General features: G+C 38.5%; 32 protein-coding genes. 20 read left to right on the top strand and 12 right to left on the bottom strand.

Annotation, left to right across the window (positions count from 1 at the left end; translation table 11 throughout):
- Positions 1 to 63: 63 nt before the first annotated feature.
- Together ACLFMM_RS04285 and ACLFMM_RS04280 are read right to left on the bottom strand one after the other, a co-directional pair.
- On the bottom strand, positions 64 to 294 hold the full coding sequence (locus ACLFMM_RS04285; protein WP_410807478.1) for a DUF2769 domain-containing protein: 231 nt from the start codon (positions 292 to 294) through the stop codon (positions 64 to 66).
- A 49-nt stretch (positions 295 to 343) separates the two neighbouring features.
- Positions 344 to 2272, bottom strand: a complete 1929-nt coding sequence (locus ACLFMM_RS04280; RefSeq protein WP_410807477.1) for a hydantoinase/oxoprolinase N-terminal domain-containing protein — start codon at positions 2270 to 2272, stop codon at positions 344 to 346.
- Between the two features lie 252 nt (positions 2273 to 2524).
- On the opposite strand from ACLFMM_RS04280, the gene ACLFMM_RS04275 reads away from it, so the two are divergent.
- Positions 2525 to 2692 carry a hypothetical protein gene (locus ACLFMM_RS04275; RefSeq protein WP_410807476.1) on the top strand — a complete coding sequence of 56 codons (168 nt, stop codon included), beginning with the start codon at positions 2525 to 2527 and terminating at the stop codon, positions 2690 to 2692.
- A gap of 162 nt (positions 2693 to 2854) precedes the next feature.
- Positions 2855 to 3028, top strand: coding sequence for a hypothetical protein (locus ACLFMM_RS04270; protein ID WP_410807475.1), 174 nt, complete (start codon positions 2855 to 2857; stop codon positions 3026 to 3028).
- 2 nt (positions 3029 to 3030) lie between these two features.
- Here ACLFMM_RS04270 and ACLFMM_RS04265 read toward each other — a convergent pair whose 3' ends face one another.
- The 6 genes from ACLFMM_RS04265 to trpD are packed head-to-tail and all read right to left on the bottom strand — an operon-like array spanning position 3031 to position 7495.
- Positions 3031 to 3594 (bottom strand): adenylate kinase family protein, encoded by a 564-nt coding sequence (locus ACLFMM_RS04265; RefSeq protein WP_410807474.1) that lies wholly within the window; start codon positions 3592 to 3594, stop codon positions 3031 to 3033.
- Positions 3595 to 3620: 26 nt separating this feature from the next.
- Positions 3621 to 4220, bottom strand: a complete 600-nt coding sequence (locus ACLFMM_RS04260; protein WP_410807473.1) for an aminodeoxychorismate/anthranilate synthase component II — start codon at positions 4218 to 4220, stop codon at positions 3621 to 3623.
- A gap of 2 nt (positions 4221 to 4222) precedes the next feature.
- Complete coding sequence (trpE, locus tag ACLFMM_RS04255; RefSeq protein ID WP_410807472.1) at positions 4223 to 5791, bottom strand: anthranilate synthase component I; 1569 nt, start codon at positions 5789 to 5791, stop codon at positions 4223 to 4225.
- Positions 5791 to 6249, bottom strand: a complete 459-nt coding sequence (locus ACLFMM_RS04250) for a phosphoribosylanthranilate isomerase (RefSeq protein WP_410807471.1) — start codon at positions 6247 to 6249, stop codon at positions 5791 to 5793. The genes trpE and ACLFMM_RS04250 overlap by 1 nt, the downstream gene beginning before the upstream one ends.
- A 9-nt stretch (positions 6250 to 6258) precedes the next feature.
- Positions 6259 to 6474 (bottom strand): hypothetical protein, encoded by a 216-nt coding sequence (locus ACLFMM_RS04245; RefSeq protein ID WP_410807470.1) that lies wholly within the window; start codon positions 6472 to 6474, stop codon positions 6259 to 6261.
- Complete coding sequence (gene trpD / locus ACLFMM_RS04240) at positions 6428 to 7495, bottom strand: anthranilate phosphoribosyltransferase (RefSeq protein WP_410807469.1); 1068 nt, start codon at positions 7493 to 7495, stop codon at positions 6428 to 6430. Before trpD ends, ACLFMM_RS04245 begins: the two co-directional genes overlap by 47 nt.
- Before the next feature lie 246 nt (positions 7496 to 7741).
- Here trpD and ACLFMM_RS04235 point away from each other — a divergent pair, with 246 nt between their 5' ends.
- From ACLFMM_RS04235 to ACLFMM_RS04205, 7 genes are all read left to right on the top strand, one after another.
- Positions 7742 to 7996: a ferredoxin gene (locus ACLFMM_RS04235; RefSeq protein ID WP_410807468.1), complete on the top strand. Its 255-nt coding sequence runs from the start codon at positions 7742 to 7744 to the stop codon at positions 7994 to 7996.
- Between the two features lie 30 nt (positions 7997 to 8026).
- Positions 8027 to 8674, top strand: a complete 648-nt coding sequence (locus ACLFMM_RS04230; protein ID WP_410807467.1) for a mechanosensitive ion channel family protein — start codon at positions 8027 to 8029, stop codon at positions 8672 to 8674.
- The gene (locus tag ACLFMM_RS04225; RefSeq protein ID WP_410807466.1) at positions 8653 to 8931 is read left to right on the top strand and encodes a hypothetical protein; all 279 of its coding nucleotides are present in this window, start codon (positions 8653 to 8655) and stop codon (positions 8929 to 8931) included. Before ACLFMM_RS04230 ends, ACLFMM_RS04225 begins: the two co-directional genes overlap by 22 nt.
- Before the next feature lie 27 nt (positions 8932 to 8958).
- Positions 8959 to 9240 (top strand): hypothetical protein, encoded by a 282-nt coding sequence (locus ACLFMM_RS04220; protein WP_410807465.1) that lies wholly within the window; start codon positions 8959 to 8961, stop codon positions 9238 to 9240.
- Between the two features lie 204 nt (positions 9241 to 9444).
- Complete coding sequence (locus tag ACLFMM_RS04215) at positions 9445 to 10005, top strand: thiamine-phosphate kinase (protein WP_410807464.1); 561 nt, start codon at positions 9445 to 9447, stop codon at positions 10003 to 10005.
- 36 nt (positions 10006 to 10041) lie between these two features.
- Entirely contained in the window at positions 10042 to 10425 is a 384-nt protein-coding gene (locus ACLFMM_RS04210; protein ID WP_410807481.1) for a thiamine-phosphate kinase, read from the top strand.
- A gap of 50 nt (positions 10426 to 10475) precedes the next feature.
- The gene (locus ACLFMM_RS04205; RefSeq protein ID WP_410807463.1) at positions 10476 to 14258 is read left to right on the top strand and encodes an S-layer protein domain-containing protein; all 3783 of its coding nucleotides are present in this window, start codon (positions 10476 to 10478) and stop codon (positions 14256 to 14258) included.
- A gap of 6 nt (positions 14259 to 14264) precedes the next feature.
- On the opposite strand, the gene ACLFMM_RS04200 is transcribed toward ACLFMM_RS04205, so the two are convergent.
- A complete protein-coding gene (locus tag ACLFMM_RS04200; protein ID WP_410807462.1) occupies positions 14265 to 14795 on the bottom strand; it encodes a helix-turn-helix domain-containing protein in 531 nt (176 codons plus the stop codon).
- 203 nt (positions 14796 to 14998) lie between these two features.
- Between ACLFMM_RS04200 and ACLFMM_RS04195 the strand changes: the two genes are divergently transcribed.
- The 3 genes from ACLFMM_RS04195 (at position 14999) to ACLFMM_RS04185 (ending at position 17573) form a co-directional block, all read left to right on the top strand.
- Positions 14999 to 15964: an ABC transporter substrate-binding protein gene (locus tag ACLFMM_RS04195; RefSeq protein ID WP_410807480.1), complete on the top strand. Its 966-nt coding sequence runs from the start codon at positions 14999 to 15001 to the stop codon at positions 15962 to 15964.
- Between the two features lie 64 nt (positions 15965 to 16028).
- Complete coding sequence (locus ACLFMM_RS04190) at positions 16029 to 16811, top strand: ABC transporter permease (RefSeq protein WP_410807461.1); 783 nt, start codon at positions 16029 to 16031, stop codon at positions 16809 to 16811.
- The gene (locus tag ACLFMM_RS04185) at positions 16812 to 17573 is read left to right on the top strand and encodes an ABC transporter ATP-binding protein (RefSeq protein WP_410807460.1); all 762 of its coding nucleotides are present in this window, start codon (positions 16812 to 16814) and stop codon (positions 17571 to 17573) included.
- Here the strand turns inward: ACLFMM_RS04185 and ACLFMM_RS04180 are convergent, their stop codons facing one another.
- Both ACLFMM_RS04180 and ACLFMM_RS04175 read right to left on the bottom strand, forming a co-directional pair.
- Positions 17574 to 18008 carry a polymer-forming cytoskeletal protein gene (locus ACLFMM_RS04180; RefSeq protein ID WP_410807459.1) on the bottom strand — a complete coding sequence of 145 codons (435 nt, stop codon included), beginning with the start codon at positions 18006 to 18008 and terminating at the stop codon, positions 17574 to 17576.
- A 117-nt stretch (positions 18009 to 18125) separates the two neighbouring features.
- Positions 18126 to 18425 carry a signal recognition particle protein Srp19 gene (locus tag ACLFMM_RS04175; RefSeq protein WP_410807458.1) on the bottom strand — a complete coding sequence of 100 codons (300 nt, stop codon included), beginning with the start codon at positions 18423 to 18425 and terminating at the stop codon, positions 18126 to 18128.
- A 107-nt stretch (positions 18426 to 18532) separates the two neighbouring features.
- Here ACLFMM_RS04175 and ACLFMM_RS04170 point away from each other — a divergent pair, with 107 nt between their 5' ends.
- Complete coding sequence (locus ACLFMM_RS04170) at positions 18533 to 18790, top strand: hypothetical protein (RefSeq protein ID WP_410807457.1); 258 nt, start codon at positions 18533 to 18535, stop codon at positions 18788 to 18790.
- 27 nt (positions 18791 to 18817) lie between these two features.
- Here ACLFMM_RS04170 and ACLFMM_RS04165 read toward each other — a convergent pair whose 3' ends face one another.
- On the bottom strand, positions 18818 to 19624 hold the full coding sequence (locus tag ACLFMM_RS04165) for a sugar phosphate isomerase/epimerase family protein (protein ID WP_410807456.1): 807 nt from the start codon (positions 19622 to 19624) through the stop codon (positions 18818 to 18820).
- Between the two features lie 302 nt (positions 19625 to 19926).
- Between ACLFMM_RS04165 and mtrE the strand changes: the two genes are divergently transcribed.
- From mtrE to mtrG, 7 genes are all read left to right on the top strand, one after another.
- Positions 19927 to 20841, top strand: a complete 915-nt coding sequence (gene mtrE / locus ACLFMM_RS04160; RefSeq protein WP_410807455.1) for a tetrahydromethanopterin S-methyltransferase subunit E — start codon at positions 19927 to 19929, stop codon at positions 20839 to 20841.
- Positions 20842 to 20846: 5 nt separating this feature from the next.
- The gene (gene mtrD / locus ACLFMM_RS04155) at positions 20847 to 21557 is read left to right on the top strand and encodes a tetrahydromethanopterin S-methyltransferase subunit D (protein WP_410807479.1); all 711 of its coding nucleotides are present in this window, start codon (positions 20847 to 20849) and stop codon (positions 21555 to 21557) included.
- A 1-nt stretch (position 21558) separates the two neighbouring features.
- On the top strand, positions 21559 to 22371 hold the full coding sequence (gene mtrC, locus ACLFMM_RS04150; protein WP_410807454.1) for a tetrahydromethanopterin S-methyltransferase subunit MtrC: 813 nt from the start codon (positions 21559 to 21561) through the stop codon (positions 22369 to 22371).
- A complete protein-coding gene (locus tag ACLFMM_RS04145; RefSeq protein WP_410807453.1) occupies positions 22368 to 22694 on the top strand; it encodes a tetrahydromethanopterin S-methyltransferase subunit B in 327 nt (108 codons plus the stop codon). Before mtrC ends, ACLFMM_RS04145 begins: the two co-directional genes overlap by 4 nt.
- A gap of 1 nt (position 22695) precedes the next feature.
- Positions 22696 to 23421, top strand: a complete 726-nt coding sequence (gene mtrA / locus ACLFMM_RS04140) for a tetrahydromethanopterin S-methyltransferase subunit A (RefSeq protein ID WP_410807452.1) — start codon at positions 22696 to 22698, stop codon at positions 23419 to 23421.
- 1 nt (position 23422) lies between these two features.
- A complete protein-coding gene (locus ACLFMM_RS04135) occupies positions 23423 to 23653 on the top strand; it encodes a tetrahydromethanopterin S-methyltransferase subunit F (protein ID WP_410807451.1) in 231 nt (76 codons plus the stop codon).
- Positions 23654 to 23850, top strand: a 197-nt coding sequence (gene mtrG / locus ACLFMM_RS04130; RefSeq protein WP_410807450.1) for a tetrahydromethanopterin S-methyltransferase subunit MtrG, incomplete at its 3' end; no start/stop codon positions are given.

The following is a 23850-nucleotide window of genomic DNA, read 5'->3' as shown; positions in this document are numbered from 1 at the left end:
TAAAGATGAAAAAAAGAGTTCCTTTTTTAAAACGAAAAGCTAATTTGATAGTCTCAGAACTAATCAAAGGTTCTGGCAGAAATAGTCACCTTCAAGACCGAATTTTTTGTACCCTCCACATTCAGTACACAAACAACCCATTTTCTTACCGGCTGGTCTATCTGTCCCCCTTGCACAGTACATCATTTCATCTGTCCCAGGATAGGACGGACATACTACACATTTGCAGGCTTTTGCATGGTGGTATGATGGACAGATTCCGAAGTACCTACCGTATTTTTTCGAGTTGTTCATATTATCCCGGTTTCAAAAATAATAGGGGAAGGTAGTAATTGTAAATTCTTTAAGCTTTCCCTGGATGTGTTGCCAGTCCAAGTACAACAACTCTTGATTCCATGGGCGTATCCCAACCATTGGGTATGATTTCTTTTTTATCCATGTCTATCTGGATATGATCTGGGTCGAGACCTATATCTTCCATATAATCGAGGATTATTGATTCACCCAATTTCCTTGCATACTCAAGTGCTTCATTATATCCATGACATTCTACCCGCCCATTTTCAGAAAATACGTAATAATCCCATCCCGGTGCAAAAATAGATGTCCGTCGTATCAGTATTTCAACCCTTCTCATTCCCTTTGCAGATAAAGCTCCTGCAGCATTACCTACACTGGAATTTTCAGGGACCTCAATTTCTGCATCAATGATTTCTTTTAACTTCTCTGAAAACGCACTTACAGGTCCCCCTATCAATACAACCGGTATATCAATTTTATATTTGACAGGGGAATCTATATCAAACGACTTCCGTATTTCGGATTCTGATACTCCATCAAGGAAGAAGGACACAAGGTTAGATGCCATGTTCTTGGTAAATTCGCGTTTTATATATTCACAGAACTGATATTTATCATCCATCCTTGTCAATGAAGCAAGTGATTCTGCTCCCATATTTGCAGCTTCAACGTTGCGTTCAGTATAATCACCAAGGACATGAAGAGCATCCGTGGGAGTAAATCCAATAGGCTGAACCAGTCGTTTTTGAATAAGGGATTTGAGAAGTTTTCTGGATGGATATTTGTTGATTCTATCCTTGATTTCAGAAAGTGATGTAGGTTCATCTTTGATTGCATCAAATATTTCCTTTTCCTCTTTATCGATTTCAAGAGGTTCATATCCGCTTTTAATAAAGAACCTTGTTGGTTGATAATTCTCACTCTCAAGATTGACAGGCGGAATAGGGTTTCTTTTCAACAGGTTCAGGAAATCCGGGTATATAACCGCAGCTCTGCATAATGGAATCACCCGTCCGGAGCCGAAATAAACTTCATTTTCCTTAACCCAAATATGACTGTCCCCACCCATTGCAGATGTTTCCATTTTGATGGCTTTTACCATGGTTTCCCATCCACCTACAACTGCCCCGGTATCGCTCATTTGAGGCACACTGTTGTAGATGACAGAAATATCTGTACTTGTACCTCCAACATCGATAACGGCACATGTACCATTCTGAATAAGGAACGACCCTCCAACAAGACTTGCCGCGGGCCCTGAAAATATCGATTCTATGGGTTTTTCCAGTGCTTTATTAATACTCACAACCGAACCATCGCATTTCAGCATGAAAATTCTGGCATCCATGCCCCTTGATTTTATCTCTGATTCGACTGTGTGCATGAATTTATCTGTCACCGGTATCAACTGGGCATTGAAAAATGCAGTAGTAGCCCTTTCAAATGCTCCAAGGTCTTGTGATAATTCATGTGAACAGACAACCGGGTGGTCTGTAACCAGATTTATCCATTCTCTGACATCTTCCTCATGATCGGGATTCCTGTTGCTAAAGAAGGATGATACTGCAAAAGCTGAAACCTTATCTTTTACCTGATATACAAAATCCTCAATCGATTCTATGTCAAGGGGTGCCTTTTCTCCACCTTTATGATTGTGTCCCCCGGAAACCTGGATATAGTATTTTGTTGGCAAATCCTGTTTAAAATCGAAATCACCAATCAATATTAATCCAACAGGAAAACCAGTACCTTCCAATATACTGTTTGTAGAAAGAGTGGTTGAAACAGAAACCGTTTTTACAGATTTAAGATAACTCTCATCCAGCCCATCCAAAGCATTACTGATACCTGTAATAGGGTCCGGATAGGTAGTTAGAGCTTTATTGGTTTCAATTATCTTTTCATCCGAATTTCTTAAAATAACAGCATCTGTATAGGTGCCGCCTGCATCAATTCCAAGACTATATTTCATATCAGAAAGCTCCATTAAATCATTGTTTTTGATAAAACGTAGAAATTTCCATTATAGACAGTATAGAACATAAAAAAACTGTACATAAATATATCGTGTTGCTACATCACTGTGAACTTAAAAAATGATTTATTTAAGTTGAAACTTGCATAAAAGGATTTTGAAACTGAGTTTCAAAAATAATATTAGTAATTAAGAACAGTAAGTAATAATTGACTTCTATAATAATTTATCGAATAAGGGGGTTTGTTTATGGGAGATAAATACATATGTTTAGCCTGTGGGTCTAATGTAGACTCAGAATCTCAGATTGATGAGACATACACAGAAATAGGAGATAGATGTTCTTGTTGCGGAAAAATTATTACAAATGATGTATCCGCAAACAAAACAGAAATGGAAAAAGCTATACCAAGATAAAATTACGAACCAGTGCCTTTACTATTGCTCTGCAAAATTAATCCAAAACAATCTCAGGTATAAGATATCTAGCTCATTCTGGCAAAAAGTTATTATGTCTGATTGTTTTAGATTAATTGCAGAGTATATCTATTTCAAACTGTTTTTTTTAGAGGAGTCAACATGGGTCTTGCCGACAGAGAATACAACAAACGCGATAGGGATGGGAGACTGCAATGTTTATCAAAAGATGAGGATAAATCCATTACCAGTAACAAAACTTGTTATGGTTCACTGGGTGACAAAATCCGTTGCTCATTACAATCATTGAGCCAGAAAATTAAAAAACGGTTTTAATTTTAAGACACTTCATTATACCATCCAGATGTCCAATCCACAGAACCAGGTTTGTATTTTGATGTTATCTGTTCAGCATAATCATTTATCAATGCTGTAATTATTTCATTCACATCGGATGCAACGTCATTTAATGACCTGCTGGTTGTATCCACTTCAAAAACCCTATCACACCATTCAACAGATTCAAAAAGGATTATATCAAGCTCTTCTGCATCTTTATTTTCCTGGATTTTTCCACTGGAATAACCACGCGATGTTAGCCTTTTCTCGAGTTCTTCAGGTGATGCTCGAAGAACAACAACTGTATCCGTAATGTAATGCGCCAAATGACTTTCAAGTATAGTTACACGACCATCCTTTTCCTCAAATATTTCTGACACTCTTCTGGATATTTTATCCATGTCTGCTACAAATGAATCCCGGTTTTCATCTACCTCTTTGTACAGGTTCTCTTTTTTAATCAGTTCGTTTAGATGGATTATGTTATATCCGGGATTTGTTTCAAGAATTTCACTTACCGAACTTTTTCCGGTGCCTGGTGTGCCTGTAAGTCCAATCAACATACTTTAAAAACCGAATTTTTCAAATATTAATGTTTGCAAGAATTATGGAAACCCTCTGCAATTTTTAAAAAGTTTCTTATCAATTTCAACCCGTCGGGTGTAAGTACCGATTCTGGATGGAACTGTAGCCCGTAAACAGGGTATTTTCTGTGTTTGACACCCATAATGAGTCCATTATGTGTAGTTGCAATGATTTCCAGCTCAGATGATAATGTTTCAATTCCGAGTGAATGATATCGACCAGCTGTCATTGGATTGGATATACCATCAAAAATCGGTGATTCATCATGCTGTATCTGGTGACCTTTGCCGTGAACCGGACCTCCTTCAGTATAAGCTGTGGTTCCACCAAAAGCTGTATTTATTGACTGGTTTCCAAGACATATTCCAAGTAAGGGTATCTCTGAACCGAATTCTCTGATTATATCTACACATGAACCGATATCACCCCTGTTTTCAGGGTTTCCCGGTCCAGGCGATATAACTATCACATCCGGACTGATGGATTTCACTTCCTCTAAAGTTATGGTATTTGGAACAACTTCTGTATCGGATTCAAACATAGAAAAATAATCAACCAGATTCCATACAAATGAATCCCTATTGTTTATAAAAAGTATCTTCATATTCATCCCCGGATTGCACTCATCATTGCTGCCATTTTTCTTTCGGTTTCCTCATATTCATTTTCAGGGGCTGAGTCAGCCACTATCCCTGCTCCTGCTTGCACATAGGCTGTGTCCCCATTTATAAGTAAAGTCCTGATAACTATCGCAAAATCCGCATCACCATTCCAGGAATAATATCCAACCCCTCCACCATAAATTCCGCGTGGAGTGTTCTCCAATTCATCGATTATTTCCATTGCCCTGATTTTAGGGGCTCCTGATAGAGTTCCTGCAGGAAATATCGCTCTTGTTGCATCGAACTGGTCGCATTCATCCCGGAGCGTGCCCTTTACCGTGCTTTCAATATGTTGAAGATGGGAATATTTAACAACCTTCATGAAGTCTTCCAGTTTGACTGAACCACTCTTTGACACCATACGTACATCGTTTCGTCCTAGGTCTACAAGCATAACATGTTCTGCACGCTCTTTTTCATCATCCAGCATTCTGGATGCAAAATCTCTATCCTCGTTTTCATCTATACCGCGTGAGCATGTTCCTGCTATGGGATTTGTAATAACTTCACGGTTGTGGACCGTCATAAGGGTTTCAGGACTTGCACCGACGATGCTCAAATCCTTAAAATTAAAAATATACATATATGGACTGGGGTTGATGTTTCTTAATTTTTTATAAAGATCAAGAGGCGTCTGGTTTATTTTTACTGCATACCTTCGCGAGAGCACAACTTGGAAAATATCCCCATCAAGGATATGCTGTTTTGCCTTTGCAACTGCTTCTTCAAAATCATTCTTTTCAATGTTACAAACAGAATCCATTGAATTTGTTTTTGATTCTGGTACTGTGGATATTTCCATACCAGAAGCTTCATCTAGATAACTGAGCAATTTCTTTGCTTCCAAAGACGCATTATCGTATACTGATTCAGGATTGCTGTTTTTGGGTATAAATGGTGTGACTACTATATACACATCACCTGTTAAATGGTCAAAAACAAAGGTTCTTGTTGTGAGGGCATACTGCAAATCTGGTATGTTTGATTTATATTTTTTATCTACATCCAGCCAGCAGTCATATACTATATCATATCCATTATAACCGATTGCACCCCCAAGAAATGTCTGTCTGTCAAAGTTTTTCTGGTTCAAAAGTTTAACACCATCAGCAGTTGGAAACACCACCCTGAATGCATCAAGTATATCATAACCGTTTTTAACTTTTCCCTGAAAAACACCGTATTTAGCTGATTCTTTGGTACATACTGATCCAAGTTTTGAACAGATATAGTCCATTAATTCTGAACTGCCTGAAAACTCCATTTTCAGGTTTCTATCACTTATGGTTACCAGTGCATCAGGGTCAAAACCTACGAATGAATATCTTGCATGCCTTTTTTCCTTTTCAACGGATTCAAGGAGATATGAACACTTTGATTCCTGCAGTAATGTGTACAACTGCAGTGGTGTGCAGCTGGTTTCAACTTTAGCCATAAGCTGAACTATTGCAGGTTTTTCTGATCTTTCAACCAGATTGATAAATTCGTTCTTATCCAAATCAAAAGAAATCATTATACAAACCTCGCCTCACTTATAAACCGGCAGACTTTATCATCATCTTTTTTACCGTTTGTTTCAACTCCTGATGCGGTATCTACTGCATAGGGTGATACTGTCTGGACTGCATTTCTTACATTGTCAGGATTGAGCCCACCTGCCAGAACTACCGGTAATTCTACATTATCTACGACGGTTTTACTGATTGACCAGTCATGTACATTCCCGCTACCTCCAACCTTTAAATCTGTTCTGGAATCCAGCAAAATACCATCTACCAATCCCTTATTATTCAGGTTATTAACCTGTTCCACAACTTTTTGAACCTCATTAACATAATTGGATGAAGGGGCTGAACTTATGGAATATGTTTTTACAATCGGTATATCAATGCGGTCTTTTATATATTCCAGGTCTTCAATACTGAAATCCTTATGAATTTGTACAAGGTCAGGTTTAATTGTTTCAACCATTGAAACCACCTAGGATCCGGATTCTGGCATTATAACAAGTACCGAATCCATAAAAAACGGAACACCTGATACCAGTTCCATAGCTTTTTGAGTACTGATTTTTCGGGGTGTGTTGACAGGTACATCTACAATAAATCCCACTGCATCCGCTCCGCATCTGGATGCCATTTTTATATCATCAATGGATTTCATACCGCAGATTTTGGTACGTGTTACATGCTTCATCTGTTGACCCTGATGTTTTTGGTTTCTGGAAAATTCTGAATTCATCCAGTTTTTTCAATGCCTTCCCACTATCAATTGTTTCTTCAACAATCGAAACACTGTCCTTGATAGTTTCTGCAACTCCTCCTACATATAGAGCAGCTGCAGTGTTTATAACCACGATATCACGTTTTGGTCCCTTTTCACCGTTTAAAATATAGAGGATATCCTGTGCATTTTCACCCGATGTGCCGCCTACTATTTCATGAGGATGGGAACGCTTGACTCCAAGATCTTCAGGTGTCAATGTATAGGTCTGTATCATTCCATCCTTTAATTCTGCAACATAGGTTTCAGCAATATTGGATATTTCATCCATACCTTCACCATGTACTACAAGCGCACGTTTTGCTCCCAGTTTTTTCAATGCCTGTGCCATGGGTTTGCAGAATTTTTTGTCATATACTCCTATAATCTGTGATTCTGCACCTGCAGGATTGGTTAATGGTCCCAGTATATTGAAGATTGTCTGTACACCCAGACTTTTTCTTACCGATACTACTCTTTTCATAGATGGATGGAACACCGGTGCCAACATAAATCCGAAACCTAGCTTTTCGATGCAATTACAAACCTCATCAGGTGTCTGGTCTATCTTAATTCCGAGTTCACTCAAAACATCCGCACTTCCTGATAACGAGGTTACAGAATGGTTTCCGTGTTTTGCCACCGGTACACCAGATGCAGCAGCAACGATTGCAGATGCTGTTGATACATTGACTGTATTATGGCGGTCACCACCTGTACCGCAGGTATCTACAAGTGTACCTTTGACCTCTGGATATATGAGATTGGCAGCTTTTTTCATACCACTTGCAAACCCTGCCAGTTCATCAATGGTCTCCCCTTTCATTTTCAAAGCCATCAAAAACGCCCCTATCTGGGCATCAGTGGATTCATTAAATATGCTAAGAACAGCATTTTCAGCTTCTTCCATTGTCAGATTTTGACCATCAGCCAATTTTTGAATATATGATTTCATAGTAGACCCTTTTAATACTTTAATGTACAATTATATACATAAAAGTACGATGATGTGCTAGAATATAAAAGTTTTGTTATAAATTTTTTAATAGTTCTTACAAATTTTAGCCTAAATTTCAAAGATAATTAAAGTAAAATAGACTGAATATCTATACAATATTCAACTAAATGCAAAAATTCAAGAATAATTCTAATTACTGGATAATATATAAACGCAAATTTTTGTTTACAGGACTGACATATTATGGCTAATAAAAAAATGAAGTTTTCAGACAACGTTCCCGGACCCTATTATGTGGACGTTAAATGCATCGCATGCCATTTGTGTGTACAGATTGCACCAGAAAACTTCAGGATGAAAAACGGGTACGCTTATGTTTATAAACAACCGGAAAATGATGAAGAAAAAAATTCATGCGAAGATGCTGTTTTGGTTTGCCCTGTGGATGCAATAGGAAATGATGGCCAAGCAACAGAAGAGTCAGATACCGAATTATAAATGATTTGAATGAAATAAATAAAATAATCAATGGTTCTGGAAGATTATCTAACAAGTATTTTCACATTAATTATATCAGTAGTAATTGTTGCTGTTACCAATTATCTATTAAAGGTTAAATCGATATTTAGCAAAGATAAGGTAACAAAACACATAATACTACTACTTATTGTTGTCCTTGGAATTATCATATCTATCTTCACTCTTCCGATTTCAACAGATAGCAAACAGCTGATTTTAAGTGTTATCGGTATTGCTGCTGGTGCAACTGTTACGTTTTCATCTACTACGTTTATAGCAAATGCTGCATCAGGTATAATGTTAAAAATTGTAAAACCTTTCAAAATAGGGGATTACATAAGCACGAATCATGAATTCGGTAAAGTAAGTGAAGTTCAAACCCTTCACACACAGGTACAATCCATAGATAGGGACCTGATTACTATCCCAAACCGCAAACTTGTTTCAGAGACTGTTAAAACCATAAGTTCTACTGGAACCATAATATCTACCGAAGTGTCACTTGGATATGATATACCAAGAGACAGAGTAGAAAGTGACCTTGTTTATGCAGCAGAAAAAACGGATCTTGCAAATCCTTTTGTTCATGTGATAGAACTGGGAAATTTTGCAATTACCTATAAAGTTGGAGGTTTTTGGATAACATTGAAAATATAATTACGACCAAATCCAATTTTAAAAAATCTGTGATTGATACCCTTCATGATGATAATGTCGAAATTGTATCCCCTACATACATGAATCAAAAAGTTTATGGTGAAGAGCATGTTTGCCTCCCTCCAAAAAGATTTGTAGAGACAGTGTCCGAGGTTACCGAAAAAACCACCGAAGATATGATGTTTGACAAAGCAATTGAAGCTGAAAAGCTGAACAATATCGAAATAACACTTGGCAGAATTAATGAGAAGAAATAAGAAATAAATAAAAAATTGTCCAATCTTGTGATAAAACCCCAATACAACCACATATCCCAGGATAATTTCAAACATAGAATAAAGAATGAAATGGAATTTATAACCAGAGACCAAGAAGAAGCCAAGAAGAAACTGGACGAGGTAAATAACAAACCTGGAATAACTGGTGAAACCGATGAAACTGAAAAATCACAGAGGTTAAAGACCATTGAAGACCTTGAAGATACCGTTAATCGACTATATGACAAAATAAAAAATATAAAAAAGAAAAACAACCAGATATCAGAATCTGAAGAATCAAAATCTTAATGATAGCTTCCTTTTAAAAAATAATGTTAGGATTTTACCTAATAAAAAGAATAATTTTATATTGTCATGTATAAAAACCATTCTATATCCACCAGTTTGATGATGTGGATATAAATTATTTACAAGATTTAATTGATAAATAAATTAAGGACTGAGAAAATAATACATCCAATCCTGACCTCTTACAATAATAGATGGTTTAATATGGACAAATCAATTCCAATATCTGCAATCGGTGAAAGGTCTCTGATAGCATACATCTCAGAGATTTTCAATACTTCAAATAATCCTGATGTCATAAAAAAAGCAGGTGAAGACGACTGTGCTGTTATAGATCTTGGTGCTGAAGAGTTTCTGGTTGTTACAACTGATATGCTTCACAGGAAAACCGATTTTCCGTTACAGATGTCAGCCTGGCAGATTGGATGGATGTCTGCTGCTGTAAATTTGAGTGATGTTGCAGCAATGGGAGCCAGCCCTTCAGGCATTCTTGCAGCTTTTGGATTACCGGAAGATACTGAGCTGGGATTTGTCGAGGATGTATCAAAAGGATTGAAAGATTGTGCAAATTACTGTGAAACCTCTGTTATAGGAGGGGACATGGACAACCATGATGAATTAACCATCACAGGCACTGCAATAGGGCGCATCCACAAACAGAACTTATTAACGCGCAGCGGAGCAAAAAAAGGCGACAAAATCTGTGTGACTGGTTACACCGGGTCTGCAGGTGCAGCTCTCCATGCAATTGAAAACAATATATAGGTCAGTGATTCACTCCTAAACTCCCTCTTTGAACCAATTCCAAGAACATACGAAGCACAGAAACTCGCACAATCCAGTGCGGTAACTTCGATGATGGATACAAGCGACGGACTTGCAATATCACTCCATGACCTTTCCCAGAGCAGTCAGGTGGGATTCAGAATATATGAGGAGATACTTCCCATTTCACATGAGGTATTATCCCTTACAAATAAAAATCAGGTAAATGAATTTGCCCTGTATTCAGGCGGAGATTTTGAACTCCTGTTCACAATATCACCAAATATGGAACACTTAGTACGCAAATCATGTGAGTTCCAGATAATCGGGGAAGTAACCGGTCCAGATGACGGAATCATACTGGAACACACGGATAAAAGTCAAGAGATTATAAATAGAAAGGGATATGAACAGTTATAATTTATATGTTAATGTAGAATATATAATAAATAACCGTGGAAGGTACGACTATGAAAGGATATTTTAAATTTATTATAATCGGATTGTTATTTTTTGGGATGACAGCATTCGTTGTTTCTGCTGACGCAGACAACCCCCCATCAAGTGTTACTAACCTGAATGAAACTGATAAAGGATACACATGGATTAATTGGACTTGGGACAACCCTAATGATGCAGAGTTTAACCACACTGAAGTTTATATAAACGGTGAATTTAAGAAGAATGTGACAAAACCTGACCACTACTATAATGCTACTGATCTCGATTCAGATACAGAATACACGATAGACACTAAAACCGTTGATGATAGTGGAAATAAAAATAATACCAATGAAACTGACACTGCTACCACAAATGACAATATACTTCCATCGAGTGTAACCGATTTAAAAGTTAAAAATAAAGGATACACATGGATTAATTGGACTTGGGACAACCCCAACGATGATGACTTTAATCATACTGAAGTTTACATTAATGGTACATTTAAAACAAACGTTTCAAAGCCTAATCACAACTATAATGCTACTGGTCTCAGTTCAGATACAGAATACACTATAGATACAAAAACTGTTGATACATCTGGAAATAGGAACAACGAAAGTGAAACTAATACCGCTTCTACAAAAGACAACACACCACCTAATAATATAAGCGATTTGAGTAGTTCTGAAAGTGACCACTCCATAAATTGGACTTGGAACAATCCTGACGATTCTGACTTTGACCATACTGAGATATACATTAATGGTAATTTTACAACAAACATATCAAGAGAATATTATGAACTAACAGAAATACCAAGCGATACCACATATAACATCTCAACTCGTACAGTAGATGATAATGGAAATATCAATAGTACATGGGAGAATAATACTGCAACTACAAAAAGTGATAACACGGCTCCTTCCAGTGTAACAAACTTACATCCTTCAGAAATTAATGTAGATTGGATTAAATGGACATGGGATAATCCAGATGATTTTGATTTTAACCACACTGAAATATGGATTGATGGTGAATATCAAACAATCTTACCTAAAAACACTAACTCTTATAAAGCAAGTGGATTCAACCCCGAAACAAAACATACAATTAAAATACGTACCGTAGATACAAATGGTAATGAAAACGATACTGCTGATGTGACAAATACCACAGAAACCAGACCTAAAACATACTTCACAGGAAACCGAATCTGGGATGAAAGTAAAGACATGTCAACTACATATAAATGGACTGCTGAAAGCTACTCAGGATTCTACTATGACCTTGACACTGGTTTGAGTTCCGAAACCATGACTATCAGTGATATAGGCAGCAACATAGATGAAGATGACCTTGAATATTCCACCGAACCGATTGAAACTGATTTTGAATATAGCGGTTTTGATTCGTATCAGGTTATTGGATTCATGGCTGAGCGATACTTTGCTGGATACCTGGAAGATGATGGTGAAAATGGAACAGATTTTGTAGATGAAGACATTAGTGTTATGTCTGATGGTCAGTTATCCAAAGTCCTTATGGATACCGATGAGCGAGAATCTGTGTTCTCTGGGTCAGCACTAGAACTAGAGGATGGTTACAGGCTGAATATTGTTGAGATTGATCTTCAGGGTGACAGTGTTCTTGTAAGACTTACAAAAGACGGTGATGAAGTTGATACAACCATTGTATCCGCGGATGATTATTATACCTATGAAAAAGACCTTGGTTCTACAGATGATGTCCCGATAATAGCAATTAATTTTGCAGAAGTTTTCCAGGGTACTGAGACAAATGCGGTATTCATTGAAGGAATATTCCAGATTTCTGATGAGTACACCGAAATTGCTGAAGGTGACTCCTATGGTAAAATGGAAATTGACTCTGTGAGATCTGATAAGATTTTGATGGAAAACGATGATTCCATATCCCTTAGTTCAGGTGACATCATTGATATAATGGGCAACCTCAAAATTATTGTTGCAGATGACAGTACACTTAGATTTGCGCCTTTTGTTGACAGAACTGAACCAGGCACATATGAAGTTCGTGGTACAGTCTTTGAGGAAGATGGCATGGATGTCAGTGAATGGACACCGTTAAACTTTGAAGGGTTCTATTACGATATCGATGAAGGATTAATTACTGAATCACTTGAAGTAACAGACAGAAGTGATAGAAACATTCAGGATAACGGCCTCGAATACATAAGTGACGCCGAAAGGGTTGATTTTGAACATAATGAATGGGGAAAATACAATGTCATTGGTTTCATGGCTGAAAAATACTTTGCGGGATACCTTGAAACTAATGATAAAGATAACACCAAATTTACAGATAAAGATATCAGTCCATTATCAGACGGGCAGTTATCAAAAGTTCTCATCGATAGTGATGAGAGAAACTCCATCTATTCCGGGTCTTCTCTGATACTTGAAGAAGGATACACGCTACATATAATTGAAGTAGATGTCAACGGCGACAACGTTTTTGTAGAACTTAGAAAAGGTGGAGAACAGGTGGAACAGGGTATTGTATCCAGCGGTGAAGAATTTGTATATGAAAAAGACCTTGGTTCTACAGATGATGTACCTATAATTGCTGTAAATTTCAATGAGATATTCAGAGGTCAGGAAACAAACGCTGTTTTCGTTGAAGGAATATTCCAGATATCTGATGAATACACTGAAATTGAAAATGGGGATTCTTACGGTAAAATGGAGATTGACGAGATTGACGCTGATGGAGTAAAAATGAAAAACGACGATAATATTAATCTTGGTAAAGGCGACACAATTAACGTCATGGATAACATCAAGTTCAAGGTCGCAGATGATGATAAACTAAGGTACTATCCCTTTGTAGAAGTCACAACCAAACGCGGTGAATCACTTGACCTTGACATGCCCGATACCGCCATAAGAGGAGAACCTTTCACAATAACTGTCACCTCACGCGGTGCAGATGTAGAAAATGCTTCTATCAAACTCGATGACGAAAAGATAGGAGAGACATCAACCGATGGTACCTTTGAATACACACCGGAAGACACCGGCATCTACACCATTACAGCTGAAAAACGGGGTTATGTTTCTGCAAGTGGTGAGATAGATATCGATATTCCCGAAGAAGCAAAAGATGAGATGAGTGTCAGTATTGACCCTGAAGACGTTTTTGAAGGTGATGCGATAAATGTTACTGTCACCAGTACTATAGGCAACGAACCAATTGAAGATGCTGATGTATTTTTTGACCAGAATTTAATCGGTAATACATCTGAAGACGGTATGATTTCCTATACTGTAACAGAGCCCGGTTTCCATAAAATAAAAGTGTCCAAAGATAAATACAAAGAAGCTGAAGAAAACATAGAAGTCCTTGAGTTAATGGCTGATTTTGAATTTTCAAACCTTCAAATAAATCCGCCAACTGTTAGTCCCGGTGAAACTGTCAGGATTTCAGCCGATGCTACCAATACTGGTGAAGTGTCTGGTGATTACAATGTTGAACTTGTGGTAAATGGTAGCGTTGTGGACTCAAAACAAATCAGTCTTGATGTAGGAGAAAACACTTCTATCCAGTTCAACCACTCTGAAGAGCAAACAGGTAACTATTCAGTTGAAATCGGTAATTCGACAGGTTCATTCAATGTTGAAGAGGGTGCCGGTATTGTACTGTACTCCATTATAGGAGTAATAGGTGCCATCGCTGTGGGGCTTGGATACATGTTCACAAAAGGAGGTTGGACAGTAGAAATGGTCAGAGGAAGAATCACAGAACTTACCAAAAGATCCCGATAATTTTTTTCAATACCTCCCACCTATTTTTTGAACCGCGATTTCAATCGCTTCAACAAGGCTCTTTTTAGGCATGATAGTTGTTACCGGTATTCTGATTATTTTTTCAACCGTTGAACTGACAATGGGTGCACAGACCAGTGCTTTTGCTCCTTCTCTCTCTGCCTGGACCGCCACAATAATAGCGTCCTCTATTGATGTGGCTGAATATTCCCTGATTGTGATGGTTTTCCCATGAACTTTCCTTGTTGTCTCATTTATATTGTCCAGTACATGTCGGGCTGCTATGACACCAATGAAATCTTCGGTGCCAAATGTTGTCAGGCCAACCACTGTTTTTACAATCTGACGCAATGTTTTCAGATTAGGCTCCCTGTTTCCGGATAATATCTTATAAAGCGTACTTACAGGTATACCTGATTTCTCTGAAAACTCAACTATCGTCAAATCCAGGTCATCTTTTATTACCTTTAAAAGAGTATTCTGAAAAGCTTCATCAGATTCAAAAGCAGAATCTATTATTTTATTTGCAAGCGTCATGTTAAATTCTCATATTTCCAAATTTATTGTCCTTGTTGAGACATAATTTTTAATTATTGGTACTTAAAGGTCATAAACCTAACGTTTATGGTAAATCATATATAAGATGTTAAAACGATTATCATGCATCATCAGATAATTAATAGGAAAAAGAGGTGGAAACTTTGACACAAACCTATAAAATTATACTCGTCACCATCATAATGTTAGCGACCGTCTTTCTCTCAGGATGTGCAGGTAATGATGACCAGGAAATAAACCAATTAACCTTTGGATACCAACCAAGTACACATCAAATCGCCTACATGACAGCAGCTGAGAGTGGGTGGTGGGAAGAGAATCTAAAACCCCATGGAATTGAAACTATAAAAGATAATGAATTCTCAACAGGATCTCCTGAAATGCAAGCCATGCTTGCAGGTGACCTGGATGTCGCCTACGTAGGAGCAGCACCATTTGTATCATCACTGGACAAAGGATTAGATGCAAAAATTGTTGCAGGTGTACAGACTCAGGGTTCAAGTCTGGTACTTCGTCCTCAACTTGCCGAAAATTATGAAAGCCCAATGGATTTACAGGGTCTAAAAATCGCAACATTCCCACCCGGTACCATCCAAGATACTATCCTTAGAAACTGGCTAAATGATAACGGACTCGATCCTGATAATGACGTTGACATTGTTGACATGGGGTCAGGTGATGCGATCTCTGCCATATCTGCTGGACGTGTAGATGGAGTTTTCCTCCCGCATCCTGCACCATCTATCATTGAAAGTGAAGGTAGTGGACAATCTGTGGTAGAATCTGGACAGATGTGGGAAGAACATGCCTGCTGTGTCCTAGTTGTCAGTGGGGACCTTATAAGAAATAATCCTGAAATTACCAGAGAAATAGTAAGAACCCACATACAAGCAACACAATATAATGAAGACCATATGGATGAAGCCGCCCAAACCTTCTCTAATTACACAGGGTGGGAAGAATCTCAGGTCAAAAAATCCCTTGATGAATGGGATGGTGAATGGATTGCAGACCCAAAAATTATAACAGATTCAACCGTGAACTATGCCCAATTACAATATGAACTTGGATATATAGACAAAGAACTGACTAAAGAAGACATGTTCGACACAAGTTTCTACGAATCAGTAGAGGATTCTACGTCCTGAAAACAAATAATAATAAATAAATGGGATTAGGATTAATCACATGTGTACAAAATGTGGTAATATAATGAAACTTAAAGAAGCAGCTCAAAATAATGCACCAGAAATTACCTCCTTAGTTGTTGCAATTACCCTGTGGCAAATTGTAGCAGAATACATAGTAAGAAGAGAGCTGCTTCTCCCAAGTTTTTTTGATGTAGTCACCGCTTTCATACAAGCCGTCGAAAGCGGTGCACTTTTAATGGACTTTTATACAAGCTTACTCCACTTTGGTATAGGAGTTCTATCGGCATTGGTTATCGGTATACCTATAGGGGTGGTAATGGGATGGTTTAAAACTGCAAGTCGTGTTTTTGATCCATTGATAGAAATACTGCGCCCTATACCACCTCTTGCATGGATACCCTTTTCACTGGTATGGCTGGGACTTACCCATACAGCTGCAGGATTTGTAATCTTTATCGGCGTGTTGTTTCCCATAATAATCAACACTTACACTGGTTTTAAAAGCGTTTCAAGGATCAACGTTGAAGCTGCAAAAGTTCTTGGATGTGTTAAACAGAGAGAGCTTATAAGACATATCGCATTCCCATCATCACTACCAACTATTGCAGCTGGTATACGGGTCGGTATGGGTGTTGGCTGGATGTGTCTAGTGGCTGCTGAATTTTTTGGAGTAAGTAAATACGGATTAGGATATAAGCTCTGGTGGCATTATGGCCTGCATCAGATGGATTTTGTCCTCATGTATATGTTCATTCTCGGAATTCTGGGTCTTACAATTGACAAGATTTTCAGAAAATATATAGATAAACGACTTCTTAAATGGAGATCTGGTGTTGTGGTATAATTGGGTAAAGTCAGTATCAAAAACGTCTCACAGTATTTTATTAACCGCGAAGGTAACAAAACCCAGGCACTAGCTGATATAAACCTGGAAATTAAGGACAAAGAGTTTATATGTGTCATTGGTCCGTCCGGATGCGGTAAGACCACATTACTCAGAACTATCGCAGGACTTGAAAATCCAAGTAGCGGAGAACTTGCGCTTGATAGTGAAAAAATTACAGGACCTGACCCAAGACGTGGAATGGTCTTCCAAGAATACTCATTGTTTCCCTGGAGAACTGTTATACGAAACATTACTTTTGGACCTGAAATGCAGGGCATGAATAAAGAAAAAGCACAGGAGATTGCCGAAGAATATCTGGAACTTGTAGGTCTTGAACATTTCAAAAACAGTTATCCTTATGAACTATCAGGCGGAATGCGGCAGAGAGTTGCAATCGCAAGAGCTCTTGCAAACGACCCTGAAGTACTGCTGATGGATGAACCATTCGGGTCACTGGATGCTCAGACCAGAAATGTATTACAGAGCGAGTTATTGGATATCTGGTACAGAAAACAGATAACTATTATATTTGTGACTCATAGCGTGGATGAAGCAGTATTCCTTGCGGATAAAATAGTGATATTAACTGCAAGACCGGGAAGGGTCAAGGATATCATAGATGTAAACCTACCCAGACCAAGAAACCGTACAGGTCCAGATACCAATCAGCTCAGGGACAGGGTTTTAAAAATACTGGCAGAAGAAAGAGTCAAAAAATAATTACCAACCATCAGTACGCACAATCACTCTTGTACCACGTTCAATTTCTTTGACATCCACATTGCCAATCAGCTCCAATGTGATATCAGCTTTTGCAAATCCAATATAACACCTTGGCCTCACAGACATTTCTCCACCACATATTACAGAATGTACTACAACACCATCAAGAATTTTTACACTAGTCTTAATTTCCAGTCTGCCGTCTATTCTTGAACAGGGACCTATAAGTGCGTTATCAGCTATAACATCACCCTTTACTGTTGAACCTTTTCCAAGTTTCAGTGAACCTGTGACATGCAAATCCTTCCAGAAATTAACCCCAGGACCCGTGATCAGGTCACCTTTAATACATACTTCATCCTCAAAGAACGCCTTTTTCTTAACAATATAAGTATTGGATTCAGGATGGTACTTGATAAAATCGGATTCCATTAAAATCACATATATCCCAATAAATTCTTGTTTTTAAATATAGCCACATCCCAAAAATTCCATAATATATAGGATTGTCTTTAAAAAGTAAATAAATTGACAGCCGAGAGGATTTGGTTATTTTTTGCTTTCACGGTTTTCTTTGATTATTTTTGCCATCTGTTTTAAAATATAAGATTTGGGTGCTGTTTTATCAACAAGTACTCTTCCGCTTACTTCCCACCATGACCGGGGATAAGCCTTTTCTTCCTCTACTTCAGGGTTTAAACCTAGTTTAGATGCTGCCTTTTCTATCTCTTTGAGTTCCGGCTCTCTTACAGATTTTTTCTTTGATATTATTCTACCATCGCTTCTTGTTCTGGTCCGGTCCAGATATACCGGCCAGATTACCAGTTTTCCTCTATCACGCATTAACATGTTAGATAAATGGAAGTTCATTAAATTTAAAGTTGGCCTAATGTTTCCAGGCTGAACTAACCATATAAACCAAAATATATATAATTATTTAAACGTTAGTATATCCCATGATTGATCCAGAAACAAACATCACAATCGAACCGGAACTTGAAGATTTTTTACTTGATAACGACGAGGATTTCAGGTTATCAACAACCTGCGGAGGTCTTATACTAATTCCAACTGTACTGAAACCTCCAAAACCATCAGATATAAAAATTGAAATTGGAGGAAATACCCTGTATATATCAAGGGTTCAGGCACGATATATAAGCCATCTCAACAAATCCATGATACTTAATTCCCCGCTATGTGACATCGACTGATGAACATTAACATCCTATGTTTTGATTTTAAACCATCAAATCATTGATTAGTTTTTTTCCAGTAATAACATCATCTATAGAAAATACTTCCAAGTTATAAATGCCCCTGTATCCTGGAATATTATTTAATATTGAAAAATCTATCACACCTCTTCCTGGAGCATGATGCAAATCACCGTCGTAATCCATCATCCATTCCCCTTTGTTATCATGAAGATGCATGTGAACTATATGTCCTGAGATTTTATTTGCAAAATCACACAGTTTTTGACTATTTCCACCACAGGTAAGGTTTGCATGCCCTATATCAAAGGTTATACCAAGATGATTGGAATTTACCTCCTCTACTGCCTGTAAAAGCTCATCTGCATCACAACATAGATTATTTGTATCTGTGCCTTCTTTGTTTTCTAATCCAAGCATTATGTTATAATCAGATGCCATTGATGCCAGTGATTTTAGATTTTCCACCATTTTTGAAAACGATTTATACCTGTCCTGATGGATTCTGCCGGGGTGTATCACCACTACTTTTGTATCCAGTCTGTTGGCAAGACTAATCGATTCCTCCATCAATCTGAACTGCTTGTCATCCATATTTGTTGTATCAACAAGCAAATCATCAGGATATGTAGAAACATTTGCAAAATAGGGTGCATGCATGGACGTTAGAGTATTGGACGTAGATAATTCATCAAAAATATTTCTCAGTTTATTATCCTGCAATTTTGAACCATTGTACAATCCCATTTTGGGTATGTATAGTTCTATAGAATCAACTTCATATTTTAATTGAGATATTTCTCCTGCAAGTGATGACGCACCAATTATCATATATGAAAGACTGATTACTGGACTAATAACGGTTTTGGTTAGCCAAAATACAAACAGCAAAAAATTAATTTTAAGACAAAACAAATGTACATTTAATTGGATTATAGTGGTCTATAAAAACAATATTATCGGGTTTTGATTTTTAATCAAAAACCAAAACCTTTATGAATGATTTGAGATAATCCAATCGAGTTAACAAAGTGTATTCCCTATCGATTATAATATAGCAAATCTATAGCAAGGATGTGCTTATATAGTTTTTTATATTGATTTATAATCGCAAAAAGAAAGGAGGAAAATGAATGGACCCACTTTTAGGTATGGGTGTATTGGCACTTATGGGAGCCGCAGCAACTATTGCTGGTGCAACAGAAGATCTTGAGTCTGATGTTGGATCGCAGAGTAACCCCAATTCTCAAGTGCAACTTGCACCCCAAATGATGCATCCACATAGAATATACAATAAAGCCGTTTCTGGAGAACCGCCATCAAACGCTCTAATGTGTGCGATTGGTGGTACTATAGCCTCGGTTATGATGAGTGCATATGGCATGTCAGTGGTTTTTGCAATCACATTCGGTGCAGCAATTGCCGCACTTGTACATGGAACATATGCAGCATCATCATTTATGGGAAGAGTATCCAGTCAGAAAAGATTTAAACAACCGTTGTACCTTGATATCATCAGGTCGCACACCCCTGTTATAATGGGATTTGCGTTCTTAACCACATTCTTCATATTGGTTGTCTCTTACCTCATGGTATCAGCACTAAACCATCCGTTCCCACTGCCACTTCTAGCATTTATCTGGGGAGTTACAGTTGGAGCCATAGGTTCGTCCACAGGGGATGTCCATTATGGTGCCGAACGTGAATATCAGAATGTAGAATTTGGTTCAGGTATTAACGCCGCAAACTCTGGAGATATTGTCAGATACGGAGAATCCGGTCTCAGAAACGGGATTGATAATGCATGGTTCTGCGCAAAGTTCGGTGGACCAGCTACAGGTATCGCATTTGGTATGACTGTTTTCCTCAGTGGATGGGTAACAACCGTATTCAACCCTGGTGAAGGTATCACAATGGGTTGGCTTTCAGTGATTGCAGGATTAATAATTGTTGCTCTCCTGATAATCGGAAACCGTCTGATTGAAGTCTGGGCACGCAGTACATATGGACCTTACCAGGAAGAAGAAAATGAAGAGGTGACAGCATGATAGATATAGTAGGGATTTTAACGGCCAACATTCTGTATGTGATACTTATCACTCTGGGAGGTACACTTGTTTCATTCAGCGTCCATTTCGTACCTGTCGGTGGAGCACCTGCAGCAATGGCACAGGCTCCGGGTATTGGTACAGGTACAGTCCAACTGGCTGCTGGTGCTGGACTTACAGGGTTGATTACCGCTGGTACTGTACTTGGACTTACAAACAGTATAGCAATTGTTCTTGCCTCCGGAGCAGTCGGTGCAATGCTCATGATTGGGAGTACCATGATTGTGGGGCAGATGGTATATGTTTATGGAGTTGGTGTTACACCTGCAGGTGGTAAATCCAAATACGACCCCATTACAAAGGATAGACAGGATCTCTATTCTTCACAGGGTACTGAAGGACATGCACTTCCAACTGCTTCCTATATTAGCGGAATAATCGGGGGAGGACTCGGTGGCCTTGGTGGTTCACTTGTATACTATTCACTGGTAAATGTGACCAATAATATGGCTATGACAGACCTTGTCGGACTGGCAGCAATCTTTGCCATAGGAATATTCTTCATAAACGCAGTAATACCTTCGTATAATATCGGAGGTACTACCGAAGGATACCATGACCCTAAATTCAAGAGATGGTACAGAGCAGTGATAGTGTCCATAATTGTAACTTTTATGTGTGCGATTATAGGAGTAATTGCGATAGGAGGTCTGTAAAATGTCTGTTGGTGGATCTGGCGGACCAGCCACAGGTGGAATTGACCACAACAAAATAATTGTATTCGGTATTGTAGGTGCCCTTTTAGGGATTTATGCATCCTACTTGATAGTGGGAGCAATTGGACCTGCATTTTCATTCATTGCCGGATTGGGGGCCATTTGCTCAATCGTATGGGGAGCTTCTGCTGTCAGAAGGGTTAGTAACTATGGACTTGGTACAGGTGTTCCATCCATAGGAATGCTTGCAATAGGTACCGGTATGGTTGCATCCCTGTTTGGAATGGTAGTCGGAAGCATTGCTGGACCTATAATATCCTTTGCTACTGCATGTATTATCGGTCTGATAATAGGAATACTTGCAAACAGAATTATCGGCATGGGTATACCTATTATGGAACAATCGATGACAGAAATTGCAGGTGCTGGTAGTTTAACCATCGTTGCACTCAGTACAACAATGACAGGATCATTTATGATTGATTCAGTCCTGCCAAACGTGATAAGTACTGGATATATAGCAATGATATTCATAATTGGTGCACTTTCAATACTGCATCCATTCAATGCAAACCTTGGACCTGACGAGCATCAAGACCGTACTTTGTCAACTGGATTTGAAAAAGGTGCTATAGCTGTAATTATTGCAGGAATTGTCGCAGCAACCACATCTGGAGCAGCATCAATACCAACAATCCTAGTTGGTGTGTTTATCTGGTACACTGCATTCTCGAAATTCTATGAATATGTAAAAAGAGATGCACACAAAGTAGTTGGAACCGGATTACTTCCAACTGAGGAGGAGTTAGAATGACTACTATACACGTAGCACCTGAAGCGAATCTGGTAATGGACCCCATGAATGGTGTGGTAGCCGCGGAAAGGGAAGACATATTGTCATATTCCATGGAACCGATACTGAACCAGCTGGATGAACTGGATAAAGTCGCTGACGACCTGGTTAATTCTCTGGCGCCTGATATGCCGTTACTTAATTCAAACCCAGGACGTGAACGTACCTCGTACTATGCAGGAATTATAACAAATGCGTTCTATGGCATAATTGTGGGTCTGATATTTGCAACGATAATCGCTATAGCCCTCTATGCCATGGGTCAATTTGGAGGAGGTTTCTAAAATGGCAGAAAAAAGAGAACCTGCCGAAGGATGGCCAATCCTTAAAGGTGAATATGAGGTTGGAAACCCCGAGAATTGTGTTGCAGTCATAACATGTGGTTCTCACCTCGATGATCAGGCAATGATTGATGCAGGAGCTGCTATTGCAGGACCCTGTAAAACCGAAAACCTGGGTCTTGAAAAAGTAGTATCCCATATCATTTCCAATCCGAACATCCGCTATCTGATAGTTACCGGTGCAGAAGTCAAAGGACATATAACCGGTGAAGCAATGACGATGCTCCATGCCAATGGCGCTAAAGACAATAGAATCGTCGGAGCGACAGGTGCCATACCATATGTTGAAAACCTCACCGATGAAGCCATTGAAAGGCTACAGCAGCAGGTGGTAGAATGTATAGACATGATTGGCACAGAAGACATCGGCAGTATCACATCCAAGATTAAAGAGCTTGCTGAGAAAGACCCCGGTGCCATTGACGCCGAGCCACTGATTATACAGCTCGAAGAAGAAGAGGAAGAAGAAGAGGAAGGCGGAATAAAGCCAATGTCCGCTGAAATCGCAACTATCCAGGCAAGAATCAGAAGCATTGAAAAAGATATGGTCAATGCCGGTGAAATGAATAAACTTCATTCTGGTGTGCTTGCCGGTAAAATCGAAGGCATCACGATAGGTCTGGTCTTATCACTGTTTGTCCTTGGTCTCCTATTGTTCGGAGGTATGTAAAATGGTGGAAGATAACGAATATGGGCATGGTGTCCCAAAGGTGATAAATCCGTTAATGGGACCCATGGAATCTGTTGTAAATAAAGCTCGTTACAGAGGTCAGCTTCTAGCAAGAAACCAGAAACTTGATTCTGGTGTATCTGCAACCGGTGTTATAGGGTTTGCAATTGGATTCGTGGTTACAATAATTATGACGCTTGTAATTCCGTTCCTGATATGGCAGGTGGTATAAATGAGCGATGAAAAAAGGGACATTCCAAGTGTAATTGTAGACCCTGATGATTACAACGAAGTTATCAAAAAACTCAACCGCATAGATGAAAAGGTTGAGTTCGTTAACAGCGAAATTGCACAGCGTATTGGCAAAAAAATTGGTAGAGATATAGGTATCCTATATGGAGCAGTCACTGGTATACTGATATTTTTGAT

Source organism: Methanohalobium sp., from assembly GCF_046546175.1.
Taxonomy (GTDB): Archaea; Halobacteriota; Methanosarcinia; order Methanosarcinales; family Methanosarcinaceae; genus Methanohalobium.
Note: the sequence above shows the minus strand (reverse complement) of the source record. Positions and strands in the feature narration are given on the sequence as shown.

What these genes read in the sequence shown, in the direction of transcription:
- ACLFMM_RS04285 (WP_410807478.1), bottom strand. Translation starts at nt 294, where the DNA reads ATGAACAACTCGAAAAAATACGGTAGGTACTTCGGAATCTGTCCATCA.
- ACLFMM_RS04280 (WP_410807477.1), bottom strand. Translation starts at nt 2,272, where the DNA reads ATGAAATATAGTCTTGGAATTGATGCAGGCGGCACCTATACAGATGCT.
- ACLFMM_RS04275 (WP_410807476.1), top strand. Translation starts at nt 2,525, where the DNA reads ATGGGAGATAAATACATATGTTTAGCCTGTGGGTCTAATGTAGACTCA.
- ACLFMM_RS04270 (WP_410807475.1), top strand. Translation starts at nt 2,855, where the DNA reads ATGGGTCTTGCCGACAGAGAATACAACAAACGCGATAGGGATGGGAGA.
- ACLFMM_RS04265 (WP_410807474.1), bottom strand. Translation starts at nt 3,594, where the DNA reads ATGTTGATTGGACTTACAGGCACACCAGGCACCGGAAAAAGTTCGGTA.
- ACLFMM_RS04260 (WP_410807473.1), bottom strand. Translation starts at nt 4,220, where the DNA reads ATGAAGATACTTTTTATAAACAATAGGGATTCATTTGTATGGAATCTG.
- trpE (WP_410807472.1), bottom strand. Translation starts at nt 5,791, where the DNA reads ATGATTTCTTTTGATTTGGATAAGAACGAATTTATCAATCTGGTTGAA.
- ACLFMM_RS04250 (WP_410807471.1), bottom strand. Translation starts at nt 6,249, where the DNA reads ATGGTTGAAACAATTAAACCTGACCTTGTACAAATTCATAAGGATTTC.
- ACLFMM_RS04245 (WP_410807470.1), bottom strand. Translation starts at nt 6,474, where the DNA reads ATGAAGCATGTAACACGTACCAAAATCTGCGGTATGAAATCCATTGAT.
- trpD (WP_410807469.1), bottom strand. Translation starts at nt 7,495, where the DNA reads ATGAAATCATATATTCAAAAATTGGCTGATGGTCAAAATCTGACAATG.
- ACLFMM_RS04235 (WP_410807468.1), top strand. Translation starts at nt 7,742, where the DNA reads ATGGCTAATAAAAAAATGAAGTTTTCAGACAACGTTCCCGGACCCTAT.
- ACLFMM_RS04230 (WP_410807467.1), top strand. Translation starts at nt 8,027, where the DNA reads ATGGTTCTGGAAGATTATCTAACAAGTATTTTCACATTAATTATATCA.
- ACLFMM_RS04215 (WP_410807464.1), top strand. Translation starts at nt 9,445, where the DNA reads ATGGACAAATCAATTCCAATATCTGCAATCGGTGAAAGGTCTCTGATA.
- ACLFMM_RS04205 (WP_410807463.1), top strand. Translation starts at nt 10,476, where the DNA reads ATGAAAGGATATTTTAAATTTATTATAATCGGATTGTTATTTTTTGGG.
- ACLFMM_RS04200 (WP_410807462.1), bottom strand. Translation starts at nt 14,795, where the DNA reads ATGACGCTTGCAAATAAAATAATAGATTCTGCTTTTGAATCTGATGAA.
- ACLFMM_RS04195 (WP_410807480.1), top strand. Translation starts at nt 14,999, where the DNA reads ATGTTAGCGACCGTCTTTCTCTCAGGATGTGCAGGTAATGATGACCAG.
- ACLFMM_RS04190 (WP_410807461.1), top strand. Translation starts at nt 16,029, where the DNA reads ATGAAACTTAAAGAAGCAGCTCAAAATAATGCACCAGAAATTACCTCC.
- ACLFMM_RS04180 (WP_410807459.1), bottom strand. Translation starts at nt 18,008, where the DNA reads ATGGAATCCGATTTTATCAAGTACCATCCTGAATCCAATACTTATATT.
- ACLFMM_RS04175 (WP_410807458.1), bottom strand. Translation starts at nt 18,425, where the DNA reads ATGTTAATGCGTGATAGAGGAAAACTGGTAATCTGGCCGGTATATCTG.
- ACLFMM_RS04170 (WP_410807457.1), top strand. Translation starts at nt 18,533, where the DNA reads ATGATTGATCCAGAAACAAACATCACAATCGAACCGGAACTTGAAGAT.
- ACLFMM_RS04165 (WP_410807456.1), bottom strand. Translation starts at nt 19,624, where the DNA reads ATGATAATTGGTGCGTCATCACTTGCAGGAGAAATATCTCAATTAAAA.
- mtrE (WP_410807455.1), top strand. Translation starts at nt 19,927, where the DNA reads ATGGACCCACTTTTAGGTATGGGTGTATTGGCACTTATGGGAGCCGCA.
- mtrC (WP_410807454.1), top strand. Translation starts at nt 21,559, where the DNA reads ATGTCTGTTGGTGGATCTGGCGGACCAGCCACAGGTGGAATTGACCAC.
- ACLFMM_RS04145 (WP_410807453.1), top strand. Translation starts at nt 22,368, where the DNA reads ATGACTACTATACACGTAGCACCTGAAGCGAATCTGGTAATGGACCCC.
- mtrA (WP_410807452.1), top strand. Translation starts at nt 22,696, where the DNA reads ATGGCAGAAAAAAGAGAACCTGCCGAAGGATGGCCAATCCTTAAAGGT.
- ACLFMM_RS04135 (WP_410807451.1), top strand. Translation starts at nt 23,423, where the DNA reads ATGGTGGAAGATAACGAATATGGGCATGGTGTCCCAAAGGTGATAAAT.